This is a genomic window from Bacteroides sp. GD17, from assembly GCF_038448625.1.
Taxonomy (GTDB): Bacteria; Bacteroidota; Bacteroidia; order Bacteroidales; family Bacteroidaceae; genus Bacteroides.
The window spans coordinates 145,086-158,118 of sequence record NZ_JBCEZS010000004.1; the positions used below are offsets into that span (position 1 = coordinate 145,086).

Consider the following 13,033-nt stretch of genomic DNA (forward strand, 5'->3'; position numbering starts at 1 on the left):
TGATAATAAAAGGATTATCGTATATTTGCACTTACAGTTCACCTCCTTATTATTGATGCTATGGGCCAAGAACATCCTTTTGACCGGTTTTCGCAGCAAGCTCTCCAGACCTTGCACCGGTATCGTGCCGTCATGTTCAGCCCTCCCCGTGTTTCCGATGTTTTAATGCCTTTATATTAGTGCCTTTCATTCAGAATCTAAAAACATGGAAACAATATGGAAAATAAACCCACTATCGCCGAAGTACACGACTGGGTACTGAAGCTCTATAACACTTGTGAACAAACCATCACGAACGAAGAACGGAAAGAACAACATAAGTACGCCGTCATGGTGCAACGCCCCCAGGACAAACGCTTCCTGGTGAAGATGCTCGACGAATCCTCGCAGATACGCGACCGCAAGAAACTCGCCGCCCGCATCAAAACCCTGATAGACCGCTACGGCGTGCCCGAGTTCCTGAACAAGCGCGATGCCTTCCTCTTCAAGATGTACCAAGCCTTCGGACATCACTTCGACTTCGTCGCCATACCTATTATAAAGAAGCGCCTCCGCATGGACACCTCCAAAGTGATCCTCGACGAAGCGCGTCCGCAACTGACGAAACACCTTGCCGAACGCTTCAAGCAGAAGATAGGCCAGAACGTAAACCTGCTGGGCGAAGTCGTACTGGGCAACGGAGAAGCCGACCACCGCTATCAGCACTACCTCGAAGCACTCGAAGCTCCCGACATCAACTACATCTCCGTCAAGATATCCGGCATCTACGCCCAGACGCATGCCCTGAATTACGAAGAGAGTTTCCCCGAACTGGTACGCCGCATGTCCGCCCTCTACCAACGGGCGATAGACTACCCTTACGTAGACGAGAACGGTGTGAAACGCGCCAAGTTCGTCAACCTCGACATGGAGGAGTACAAAGACGCGCACTTCACCCTGCGCCTCTTCAAGACCGTACTCAGCCTGCCCGAGTTCAAGAACTACGAAGCGGGTATCGTAGTGCAAGCCTACCTGCCCGACGCTTACGACTTCCAGACCGAACTGCTGGAATTTGCCCGTGCACGCGTAGCCGACGGAGGCGCTCCGCTCAAGATGCGCCTCGTGAAGGGCTGTAACCTCGAAATGGAAACCGTCATCTCCTCCCTGCGCGGCTGGCCCAACCCGATACGTACCTCCAAGACCGAAGTAGACGCCAACTACCTGCACATCCTGGAGCGCGCCCTGTTGCCCGAAAACGCACAGGCGCTCCACGTCGGCGTAGCTTCGCACAATCTGTTTACTATCGCATACGCCTATCTGCTGAGTCAGAAGTACGGCTCGGCCGAATACATGACCTTCGAAATGCTGGAAGGTATGGCCGACCACGTATGGCGTGCACAATCCATCCTCGGCAACCACGTCATCCTCTACGCCCCCGTAGTAAAGGACGAGCACTTCCTGAACGCCGTATCTTACCTGGTGCGCCGCATGGACGAGAACACCGCGCCCGACAACTTCCTGACGCACTCCTTCAACCTGAAACCGAACACCGAGACCTGGGACTTCCTCGAAAAGCAGTTCGAAGATGCCTATCGCATGAAAGATACCATCACCCACTTCCCCACACGCACACAGAACCGTCTGAACGACTACGCCCCCGTACCTCCCACCGAGCCGATGCAGAACGAACCGGACACAGACTTCGACCTGCCTCAGAACCAGGAATGGGTACGGAACATCTTCGCCCGATGGAAGAAGTCGCCCACTGATACTCCCGAAATCATCCCCTTGCAGATAGGCACCGAAACCGTAGTCTGCGAGAAGCGCCACAAATACATGGACCGCTGCCAGGACGACGAAGTATGCATCTGCGAAATGTCTCAAGCCGACAGTGAGCAAGTCCGGCAGATTATCGACATCGCCGAGAAAGACCCGGCAGGCTGGCGCAACACCACCCTCGAAGAACGTCACCGGATTATGTACGAAGCCGCCAACCGCCTGGGGCAGTTGCGTGGTGACCTGATAGGCTGCATGTGCGCCGTCACCGGCAAGACCGTAGTCGAAGGCGACGTAGAAGTTTCCGAAGGCATCGACTACGCCCGCTTCTACACCAACTCCATGAAGACCTTTGCCGGACTGACCGACGTAGACATCGCCCCCAAAGGCACCATTCTCGTCATCTCTCCCTGGAACTTCCCGTGCGCCATTCCTATCGGCGGCATCGTGGCAGGACTGGCGGGCGGAAACACCGTGATACTGAAACCGGCAACCGTAGCCGCCCCCGTAGCATGGATGTTTGCACAAGCCTTCTGGGATGCAGGCGTGCCGAAGGAAGCCCTGCAGGTCATCATCACCGATCGCGAAGCCCTGAAAGTGCTCACCACCGCACCGGCCATCAAGCATATCATCCTGACCGGCGGCACCGACACCGCTCAAAACATAGCCCGCAGCAATCCTTCCACTCCTCTTTCTGCCGAAACCGGAGGAAAGAATGCCATCATCCTTACCGCCTCGGGCGACCGTGACCATGCCATCATGAACATCGTCACTTCCGCCTTCGGTAATGCCGGACAGAAGTGTTCGGCCTGCTCACTGCTGCTGGTAGAACGTTCCGTCTACGAAGACAAAAACTTCCAGGACAAACTGAAAGATGCCGCCACCAGCCTGAAGGTAGGCAGCGTATGGAATCCCGGCAACATCGTAGGCCCGATGATAACCAACAAGAACGAAAAGCTGATCCAGGCACTGACGCTCGAACCGGGAGAGTCGTGGCTCGTCCCGCCCCGCTTCCTCGACAAGAAGGAATACATCCTGGCCCCCACCGTGAAGTGGGGAGTGAAGCCCGGCAGTTACTCGTTCCGCACGGAGTTGTTCGGCCCGATGCTCAGTGTAGTCTGCATTGAGAACCTGCAACAAGGCATCGAACTGGTAAACAGCCTCGACTACGGTCTGACTTCCGGTTTGCAGAGCCTCGATGAAACGGAACAAAAACTTTGGAAGAACTCCATCCAGGCAGGCAATCTGTACATCAACCGCGGCATTACGGGTGCCATTGTCAACCGCCAGCCCTTCGGCGGTATGAAGGCATCTGCCTTCGGCGGTGGCGTAAAGGCAGGCGGTCCCAACTACTGCGCCTGCTTTGTGAAGATTACCGACAAGCCCGGCAGCGACACCAACTATCAGAAGAGCTATGCCGAAGCTTACGAAAAAGAGTTTGCCCATGCCCGCGACATCAACAATCTCTACGGCGAACAGAACGCTTTCCGCTATCTTCCGTTGAAGAACATGGTACTCCGTCTCTTCCCGGGCGACAGCAACGAACAGGCCCAAATGATTGCCTTAGCCGCCAAAACCTGCCATACCCCGCTCGTCATCAGCTTCGACACCGACGACCGCACGGCAGCTCTGGCCTCAACCGGCTGTCAGCTGAAGAAGGAAACCTTCAAGGAATTCCTTGCCACAATGAAGGACTACGAACGCATCCGCACCTGCCGCGCCGACATCCCGATGGAGATGTACGAAGAAGCTGCCCGCATCGACAAGCACATCGCCACCGCCCCACCGGTGAAGGATGGACGCGTAGAGCTGATTCATTACATAAAGGAACAAAGTATCTCGTTCGAGTACCACCGGTATGGCAGTATATCGGAGGTTCCGCCGGTAGAATAAGAATGAACCAATTCCCAAAAAGTTATATAGAACTTTGGGATTATGAATAGAATAACTATTTTTGCACAATGCACTGAGTAAAATTACTCAGTGCATTGAGTAATTTGTAGAAGTATGTATAAAAGAGAACAGTATCAGACGATTACAAAGCGGATGAAAGAGCGCAGAAACTTCCTGCAAGTCGTATTAGGGCCACGTCAAGTGGGCAAGACTACAGTTGTCAAACAAGCTCTGAAGGATTTGGATATGCCTTTCCTTATCTATTCCGCCGACAATGTACCGGCTACTCAAACCTCCTGGATAGCAGATTGTTGGAGCACTGCCCGTACACAAATGCGTATAGAGAAACACTCTGAATTTGTTCTTGCCATCGATGAAATCCAGAAAATCAGGAATTGGAGTGAAGCCGTAAAGAAAGAATGGGATGCCGACACATTCAACGATATCAATATAAAAGTCATCCTGCTCGGTTCTTCGCGTGTTCTACTAGAGAAAGGCCTGTCGGACTCCATGATGGGACGTTTCGAAGAAATCCGTATGACCCATTGGTCGTATCCTGAAATGCACGATGCATTCGGCATGTCATTGGAACAATATATCTTCTTCGGAGGATATCCCGGTGCCGCAGTACTGATTGAAGATGAAGAACGTTGGGAACAGTACATCAGCAGTGCAATTATTGATGCCACTATCAATAAAGACATCCTATATGACTCTCCAATAAGCAAACCAGCCCTATTGAGACAAACCTTCGAGCTAGGTTCATCCTATTCCGGCGAAATCGTCTCTCTCACCAAAATGGTGGGTTCGCTACAAGATGCAGGTAATACGACAACCCTATCAGGCTATCTGAACTTGCTTAACGACAGCGGCCTGCTCACCGGATTACAGAAATTTGCCATAGACCGCTCACGCCAACGGGCCAGCGCACCGAAGTTCCAAGTTTATAACAGTGCCTTAAAGAATATCTATAGTAATCTCACATTCAAAGAAGCCATCCTGAATCCTAAAGAATGGGGACGTATCTTTGAATCTGCGATTGGGGCACATATCATCAGCAATGCTTTCATCAGTGGCTATGAAGTATTTTATTGGCGCGAACGCGACAAGGAAGTAGACTATATTCTTAAAAAGAAAAACCGCATCGTAGCCATTGAAGTGAAAAGCAATGAAGAAAAGTATAATGCAGGCTTGGAAGAAGTACGCCGAATGTACAACCCCTATGCAACAATGATAGTTGGTAAGGGAGGAATGAAAGCTGAAGATTTTCTAAGCGTCAACCCCACAAGGCTGTTCGAATCTTAAATTCACATCCTTGCTTCCACACCACCACCAACTCTTTGAAATCCTTTATTCATCGGCATTAGAGAAGGTGTGGAAGCAGTTTTAAAAGGTGGAAGCAAATTTTGCTTCCACCTTTTCATATAACTATAATATCGGCACAACAAGAAACTAATACTTTGCTGTACAATATATTAACTGCGTGTATCACATTCTATTAATATCGTGTCAGCACGAAGTCAATATCCTGTAAACACGATATTAATTTCCTATTTCTATCTTCAAATACACTCAAAGCGAATGCATGCAACTTACAAAAGCCAAGTCTTCAATATGTCTTTCCCCTATACTTTGTACGAAGAACACAAGTACTTTCCACGCTGAATGCAAAGAGTTAGCAGCATATCAACGGCCATGAGGCAATCGCTTTACGGCCATCAGCAGATTGCTTAACAGCCATCAAGCGATCGATTCATGGCCGTTAAACGCAGACAAATTCAAGCATATAGCAAGACAACTCTCTATGTATAAGCGGATAAGGCCATGTAGACAAGCTAAGAAATGCCATTGTATAATCTCCCTAAAAGCTTCTATCTACAATTCCTTTGCATACCAAGTTCGAAGAATAGAGGATCAGTCGCAAAACCTGGTGGATATCTTTCTATGAGTTATGTGATGCTTACTATTATTCATAGCGATGATAGAAATGAATGAAATGATAAACATGAGTATCTCAAACTCTCCCGCCTGAAAGGGGGAGTACCCCGTAGGGGGGAGGGGGTCTTACATAAGCAGAGAGTAACTTTGTAATACATAAGTCCCTGCGGATGTGAAACCCCTCCGCCCTACGGGCACCTCCCCTTTCAGGCGGAGGAGTTTGAGATACTCTTGCTCATATCCTGTCAGAAGTGAATGAAATGTCAACCAGTAGTAGCTTAAAACACCAGGTTTCGCGGCTGATCCAGAATAGGCATTTAAAAGTCCATATTTGCATTGGAATCAAACGGAGGCAGCGAAACCGTGAATTCGCTGTACTTCCCTTCCCGGCTTTCTACACTGACGTAGCCTCCGTGCGCACGGGCTACGTTCATCACATAGTTCAATCCCAGTCCGAAGCCGGAAACCTTTTTGGTATTTTCACCGGGTTTGGCAACCACACGTTCGAACTTGTCGAAGATGGTGCGCTGGGCAGCAAGAGGAATGCCGATACCGTTATCTCTGACTTTGATTTGAGTGTAGTTGTTGTAAAGACAAGAAGAAATTTGTATGTCAACGGTCTCTTTGGAGTATTTTATGGCATTGTCTATCAGATTGCTTAATGCTTCTTTCAAGTATTCTTCATCAGCGTACACACCTGTTTCTGCCAGGTCGAGACGGAACGAAATGGGTTTGCCGGCTTTGGCTGTGAAGGTATCTATCAGCGGCTCCAATATGGGACGAAGCTCTATCCAGTTCTTATCCAAAAGCAACTGACCGTGCTCCAGTTTGGAGATAGTCAGCACCTTGTTGGCAAGAGCAAGCAGATGCTGGGATTCGGTTTCGAGTATGTCGAAGTACTTTTCACGTTTCTCGGGTTTGTCGTCTACTTTGCCGCTACGCAGCACTTTGAGTCCCATCAGGATGGAACTGATAGGGTTCTTCATGTCGTGAATCATGGCATAAGAGAAATCTTCGCGTATTCGTGCCAGTTCGTCTTGCCGCTGGATGATGTTGACTTGTTTGCGGATGGCATACAAAAGGATGCACAAAGCCAGTATCGTTGCAAAGAAATAATAAAGCAACTTACCTATAAACTCGGCACGGAAGTTAAGAATATGCGCACGCACACCTTGAGTAGCATTAATAGGACATACAAAGGTATAATGCCGGTCTATCAACTTCTGATAATCGGCAAAGTAGTACAAGTCTTGTTTCAATACGACGGAACTGCCTTGAAGTGACACCGTATCCATGCGGAACTTGATTCGATTCAGTTTGACTTTGCTCAGTTCATCGCGGAAGAGGGAGGAAAGATTCTTTGCGCTGTCAGTTTCGTAAGCATCCGTAGCATGGCAATAGGCCTCGTGTATGCCACGTATCACTTGTTGTTTGTTTAGCGCAATGCTTCGCCCCATCCAGTTGCCCAGCATGAACAGAACAGCAGCGGTTGCAACAAAAGTCAAAAGTATATAATAGGATTTCTTCATTGCACATCCAGTATTTGGAGGCAAATATAAACAAACTTTTCCGTTCGTCTTAACATAAAGATAACATTCCGATAACCTGATATTATTTCGGAGGTACGTATCTTTGCAAAGTAGAAACTAATAAGAAGAAAGATGGAAAACCAAGAAACAAATACAGAAGTACTCAGCCGCCCGGAAGGAGTGGAAGTGAAACTCTCGGCAAAGGGTATTAATATAGTAGCATTCATTGGGGGCCTCTTCTTACTCTTGGTAGGAACCCTGCTATTTGTATATATATGGGGAGAATTTTCGGCCTACGGCGTAGGATATGAAATAGGTGATGCAGCCAAAAAGATCTACGGCGCAAATATATTGTTCTATGTGGTTTTACTTTTCATTGCTTACATATTTCTCCAGGCAGGAATCCTCTACTGGTTCAGCGGAAAAGATAGAAAGCTATTCCGCTGGCTGAACAGCTGGACCGCAATGGGTTTCTATCTGACTTGCCCGATTGCCTTAAAGTACTATCGGATTTCTCTATTGCTACCGGGCATATTGGTGGGAGCATTTCCCGCTATCCATGGTTTCTGCACCGGGAATGCAAGCATTTTCTACATAGGATTATGCGGAATAATAAGTGCCTCGGCCGATATTACTTTCTGGTACAAACTCCGTGCTTTTGATGACGAAGATCTGCTTCAGTTGCGCAAAGACAGTGGCTTTCAGGCCACTATTATCAAGCGCAATTACAGGAAAGGATAACCGGGTACATCATCTTACCCCCTTCATACCACCGACATTTTAATATATCTTAAGACTCCTCCGATAGGGAGATTGCCGGATGCGGCTGTCTTTAATGAAACAGATTAACTAAACTATAAATATCGGTTTCAATGAAAGACTATCGAAACGACCTGACAGGCGATATTGTCAAAGCCCTGGACAAGTATGCGGAACGCCCTGCATTTGTCATCAACGACACAACCTATACCTATAGGCAGCTGTCGGCAACCATACAACGAATATCCTCCTTCCTAAGCAGCAGGGAAGATAAAATCATCGGCATCGTGGCTGAAGACAAACTGGAAACCTACGCCTCCATACTGTCCGTATTGATTTGCGGCAAGACATACGTCATTCTTCATCCCGCCTACCCCAAGCACAGAAACAAAAAGATTTCCGACCTTGCAGGCATCCGCCTGGTGCTTGACTCAACTTCCTGCATTCAGCAAGCAGCAACGCTCCCTACCGTTCCCCACGTTGCAGAAGATGAAAACGCATACATCATCTTCACCTCCGGCAGTACCGGCGAACCCAAAGGCGTACCCATCTCCCGCCGCAACCTCAACGCATTCTACGCTGCCTACAGCCGCCTGGGCTGGCAACTGGACGAGCACGACCGCATGTTACAAATGTTCGAGCTCACTTTCGACGTATCCGTCGTATCCTTCTTATACCCTCTGACTTTGGGAGCATGTATATATACGGTATCTCCTGAAGGTGTGAAGTACGTCAATGTCATCGAAGTCCTCGAAAAGTACAACCTTACATTTGCCGCCGTAGCGCCTTCCTTGCTTCAGCTGCTGTTGCCCTACTTCCCGGAAATAAACCTGCCCGCACTGCGATACCTGATAGTCACCGCCGAGGCTTCGGACGTAGAACTGCTGTCGGCTTTCAGAAGATGCGCCCCCAATGCATCTTTTGTCAACCTGTACGGACCCACGGAAGGAACCATTTATTGCACCGCCTACCAGATACCCGCCTCTGCATGCAAGCACCACAACGGAATGGCTGCCATCGGCAAGCCCTTCTACGGAATAGATGCCGTGATAATGGACAGCAACGCCACTCCGCTACCCACAGGAGAAACCGGAGAGCTCTGGATCAGCGGTAACCAGGTGATGAGCGGCTATTGGAACAACCCGGAGAAAAGCAGGGAATGCCTTGTGCAGACTGCCGGCGGAAAGACCTATTACAAGACCGGCGACCTCTGCCGGATGGATGCCGACGGAGATATCATCTACTGCGGACGTAAAGACTCGCAGATAAAAATGCAGGGATTCCGCATAGAACTGAGCGAGATAGAGCACGTGGCGAAGAACTTCTTCAACGGTGAACACCGCGTGGTAGTCATCCCCAAATACAACGAGAGCAACCAGTGCGAGCTGCATCTGGTGATAGAGAAAAGAGACCTCGACAAGCAGCGCATGGAAGAGTATATGTGCAGCAGGCTACCCTTCTACATGATTCCCAAGTACATACACTGCTTGGAACAATTCCCGCTGAACACCAGCAGCAAGACGGACAGAAAGAAAATACAAGAACTAATTTAGACTTAACAATGGATACACAGACTATTTTGAACGAACTGGAACTGATCTTCCGCGAAGTACTGAAGCGAGACAACATCGCCCTTGCAGACAACACCACCGCCCAGGATGTGGAAGGCTGGGACTCACTGACCAATATGCAGCTGATAAGCAAGATAGAGAAGCGGTTCAACGTCCGCTTCACCTTCAGGGACATCATGAAGTTGAAGAATGTAGGAGATATCTGCAACGCCATTCTAACCAAAGCCCAATAAAAGATGTCGTTCATATCCCTGAATTTCGTCGCGCTGTTTGCGTGTACTTTCATCTTATATCACGTACTGCCTCCCCGATGCAAGAAAGCGGTATTGCTGGCGGCAAGTTTCGTTTTCATCGGTTTCTATCACGTTGCCTTCCTGGGGGTAGCACTGCTGATATCGATTGCCACTTACCTCTTCGGCCTATGGATGGGGCGGGTGAAAGATGAAAGGGAAGTAAAGAGAATCTATTTTTCAAGTGTGTGTTTTTTAGTTGCGAGTTGGCTGGCATCCCGGTATGCCGGCCAGCTTATCGGCTGCAACTTCATCTTTCCGCTGGGTATTTCGTTCTATACCTTCCAAGCCATCTCCTACCTGACGGAAATCTACTGGCAGGAAGAAGAACCGGAACGCAACCTGCCCGACTTCCTGGTGTATATGCTCTTCTTTATGAAGTTCCTTTCGGGACCTATCGAGAGAGCCGGGGATATGCTTCCCCAACTGAAGTCCGGCAAGGCAGTGGACTATCAGTCCATGGTCTACGGGCTGGAGCTGATTGTAGTGGGGCTGGTGAAGAAACTGATGCTTGCCGATTCTATAGGTTCCTATATAGACGGCATCTTCAACTCCCCGCATACCGCCTCGGGCATACAGTTGCTGACGGCATGCCTGCTATATCCGATAGAACTATACGGAGACTTCTCGGGATATACCGACATTGCGCTGGGAGGGGCGCGGATGCTGGGATTCAGACTCAGTCCCAACTTCAACCGTCCGTTCATTGCGCAGACCACTGCCGACTTTTGGAGAAGGTGGCACATGTCGCTTTCGTTCTGGGTGAGGGATTACCTGTATCTTCCTCTGTCTTCGGTCATGCGGGGATGGGGACAGTGGGGCGTGTTTCTTAGCCTGGTCCTGACATTCACCGGATTGGGCATCTGGCACGGCGCCGGATGGAACTTTGCCGTCTACGGACTGATACAAGGCATCATCATCTTCTATGAAATGAAGACTATGGCATTCCGCAATAAAGCAAGAAGCCGGTTGGGGAGACCGTTGTTTTCAACGCTGTCCGTCGTCAGGACGTATCTTATCTTTGCCCTTTCACTGATATTCTTCCGGGCAGCGTCTCTTTCCGAAGCATTCTATTACATCAGCCACATATCCTTCGATGTTCATTACAGCTGGAAAGAGATGGACTTGGGAATGCCGGACCACAACTGCATAGTGGCAGGCGGCGCCCTTGTACTGATTCTGGCCTATGAGTATTTTATGTCCAAGCGCGATCTGCTGGAAGCTTTGGGAAGACAGCCTGCGGTGGTGAGATGGAGCGTATATTACTTGCTGGCTATCATGCTTTTCACATTGGGGCAGTTCAACTCGGACAGCTTTATATATTTACAATTCTGACAACCGAAACAACATGATAAAGAAATACAGCGAACGAAAGGCAGCAGTACGTTTCGTAATGAAACTCTCCCTACTCTTCATACCTTTTATTGCCATATTAGCGGTGTACTTGCTGACCGATCCTTTTATGGTTCTGAAGCATTACAACCGATACGACCAGTCTCCGGTAATGTTAAACGAGGGCTATGTAGGATGGCAAACGTATATGAACAATCGGGATTCCATCCCCTTCGATTCCTTCATCATGGGGAACTCCTGCACAATGGCCTATCCCTGCCGGGAATGGGAGAAGTATCTCAATGGCGGTCGTGCCATCCGTCTCTTCGGGAATGCAGAAGGTATAGCTGCCGTTTCCCTGAAGTTACAGGCTCTGGATAAGGTCGGTGCAGACATCAAAAACCTGCTATTGATTGTAGACAAAGGAGCATTGCAGACCGACAGACTGCTGTCGGGGCACACCAATATACTGCCGCCTACCCTGTCGGGCATGAGCAACCTGGCATTTCAGGAGAAGTTCTGCCAGGCATTCTGTTTCCCGGATGTTCTGTTTCCGTACCTTGACTACAGGCTGTTCCATCAATACCGTCCTTATATGAAAGGAGTGATAAATCCTTATGGGCCTATCCGCGACCCTATAACCAATGACATGCTGAATCCCAGAGAGGAAATAATAAAAAAGGAAGGAGAAAAGTACTGGGAGAACCGGAAGAATGAATTTACCAAGAAAAGAGAGAAAGATTACAGAAACGGAAAGTACAAAGAAGACCTGAAAGTAATTGGGGACAAACAGCTTGAGTACCTGAAAGAGATAGCACAAATCTGCCAAACACACGGCACTGCTGTAAAAATCATCGTCAGCCCCAACTACAACCAAATCAATCTGAACCCCGCAGATGTACAGATACTCAAAAACCTTTTCGGCACCGGAAACGTCTTTGATTTCAGCGGCATCAACGAGTACACCGAGGACATCCACAACTACTATGAGAAGGGACATTACAGGCCTGTGCTCGGTGTACGGTTGATGGAAAGAATCTATTCTCTTTAAATCTTATCGCCGAACGCCAGGTCTCCCGCATCTCCCAAGCCGGGGACAATGTAGGAATGCTCGTTCATCTCCGGATCGATGGCTGCGCACCACAGTGTTACGTCATCTCCGGGGAAGAGATTCTTCAAATGGTCTACTCCCTGTTGGCTGGCAATGACACAGGCTATCTGCAACTTGGCAGGCATGCCCTTCGTGATAAAAGCCTTCCAGGCAAGTTCCATGCTCTCGCCCGTGGCAAGCATTGGGTCTACCAGCAGCAAGGTCTTCTTCGACAAATCCGGAGTGGCAATGTACTCGATGTGCACATCCACCGTGCGGCATTCCTTGTCCTTATAATAACGATAGGCAGAAACGAATGCATTCCCGGCACGGTCGAACATGTTGAGGAAGCCGGTATGCAGAGGCAGTCCGGCACGGAACACCGTAGCAATCACTACCTCGTCATCGGGTGTGCTGGCCGGCGCTACCCCCAGCGGAGTCTGCACCTGCTTGACGGAGTACGTCAGTTCCTTACTCATTTCATACGCCATAATCTCTCCGATGCGCTCGATGTTACGGCGGAAACGCATCCGGTCGCGCTGTATTTCCACGTCACGAATCTCCGCCACGTATTGGTTCAAGACAGAGTTTGTCTCGGCAAAGTTGATAACTTTCATATAAATGTAATGTATTTGTGTGCAAAGTAAACGATTTCCACTTAATTTGCAACGTTCAGTTTGCAGATATTGTTACGGTTTAATAAAAGATTTCCCATTAAAGAAAAATTTCTCTAATACGGCTTTTCTTTAAAAAGAAAGTATTACTTTTGTAGTCGAAAAACGAGGGGCCTACTAAAAGGCAACCGAAAAGAGAGCTTTTTCAGGCAGATTTCCTTCCCCTTGTAAGGCAAACAAAGAGAGATTATAAACCAAAATA

The 13,033-nt window shown here is 48.9% G+C and carries 9 protein-coding genes; 7 read left to right on the forward strand and 2 right to left on the reverse strand.

Features of this window, described 5'->3' with window-relative positions; genetic code table 11:
- Positions 1-216: 216 nt before the first annotated feature.
- Positions 217-3,648, forward strand: a complete 3,432-nt coding sequence (locus AAE250_RS07885; protein ID WP_294603584.1) for a bifunctional proline dehydrogenase/L-glutamate gamma-semialdehyde dehydrogenase — start codon at positions 217-219, stop codon at positions 3,646-3,648.
- Positions 3,649-3,762: 114 nt separating this feature from the next.
- Positions 3,763-4,953 (forward strand): ATP-binding protein, encoded by a 1,191-nt coding sequence (locus tag AAE250_RS07890; RefSeq protein WP_294603588.1) that lies wholly within the window; start codon positions 3,763-3,765, stop codon positions 4,951-4,953.
- 950 nt (positions 4,954-5,903) lie between these two features.
- On the opposite strand, the gene AAE250_RS07895 is transcribed toward AAE250_RS07890, so the two are convergent.
- Entirely contained in the window at positions 5,904-7,115 is a 1,212-nt protein-coding gene (locus AAE250_RS07895; protein ID WP_294596015.1) for a sensor histidine kinase, read from the reverse strand.
- A gap of 132 nt (positions 7,116-7,247) precedes the next feature.
- Between AAE250_RS07895 and AAE250_RS07900 the strand changes: the two genes are divergently transcribed.
- From AAE250_RS07900 to AAE250_RS07920, 5 genes are all read left to right on the forward strand, one after another.
- A complete protein-coding gene (locus AAE250_RS07900; protein ID WP_294596017.1) occupies positions 7,248-7,856 on the forward strand; it encodes a hypothetical protein in 609 nt (202 codons plus the stop codon).
- A gap of 131 nt (positions 7,857-7,987) precedes the next feature.
- Positions 7,988-9,427 (forward strand): amino acid adenylation domain-containing protein, encoded by a 1,440-nt coding sequence (locus AAE250_RS07905; protein ID WP_294596019.1) that lies wholly within the window; start codon positions 7,988-7,990, stop codon positions 9,425-9,427.
- Between the two features lie 8 nt (positions 9,428-9,435).
- Complete coding sequence (locus AAE250_RS07910) at positions 9,436-9,678, forward strand: acyl carrier protein (RefSeq protein ID WP_294596022.1); 243 nt, start codon at positions 9,436-9,438, stop codon at positions 9,676-9,678.
- 3 nt (positions 9,679-9,681) lie between these two features.
- Entirely contained in the window at positions 9,682-11,070 is a 1,389-nt protein-coding gene (locus AAE250_RS07915; RefSeq protein WP_294596023.1) for an MBOAT family O-acyltransferase, read from the forward strand.
- 13 nt (positions 11,071-11,083) lie between these two features.
- Complete coding sequence (locus AAE250_RS07920) at positions 11,084-12,118, forward strand: histidine kinase (protein ID WP_294596026.1); 1,035 nt, start codon at positions 11,084-11,086, stop codon at positions 12,116-12,118.
- Here the strand turns inward: AAE250_RS07920 and upp are convergent.
- Positions 12,115-12,774 (reverse strand): uracil phosphoribosyltransferase, encoded by a 660-nt coding sequence (gene upp, locus AAE250_RS07925; RefSeq protein WP_294596029.1) that lies wholly within the window; start codon positions 12,772-12,774, stop codon positions 12,115-12,117. The genes AAE250_RS07920 and upp overlap by 4 nt on opposite strands.
- Positions 12,775-13,033: the final 259 nt, after the last annotated feature.

Coding starts and splice junctions, on each gene's coding strand:
- AAE250_RS07885 (WP_294603584.1), top strand. CDS start 217: ATGGAAAATAAACCCACTATCGCCGAAGTACACGACTGGGTACTGAAG.
- AAE250_RS07890 (WP_294603588.1), top strand. CDS start 3,763: ATGTATAAAAGAGAACAGTATCAGACGATTACAAAGCGGATGAAAGAG.
- AAE250_RS07895 (WP_294596015.1), bottom strand. CDS start 7,115: ATGAAGAAATCCTATTATATACTTTTGACTTTTGTTGCAACCGCTGCT.
- AAE250_RS07900 (WP_294596017.1), top strand. CDS start 7,248: ATGGAAAACCAAGAAACAAATACAGAAGTACTCAGCCGCCCGGAAGGA.
- AAE250_RS07905 (WP_294596019.1), top strand. CDS start 7,988: ATGAAAGACTATCGAAACGACCTGACAGGCGATATTGTCAAAGCCCTG.
- AAE250_RS07910 (WP_294596022.1), top strand. CDS start 9,436: ATGGATACACAGACTATTTTGAACGAACTGGAACTGATCTTCCGCGAA.
- AAE250_RS07915 (WP_294596023.1), top strand. CDS start 9,682: ATGTCGTTCATATCCCTGAATTTCGTCGCGCTGTTTGCGTGTACTTTC.
- AAE250_RS07920 (WP_294596026.1), top strand. CDS start 11,084: ATGATAAAGAAATACAGCGAACGAAAGGCAGCAGTACGTTTCGTAATG.
- upp (WP_294596029.1), bottom strand. CDS start 12,774: ATGAAAGTTATCAACTTTGCCGAGACAAACTCTGTCTTGAACCAATAC.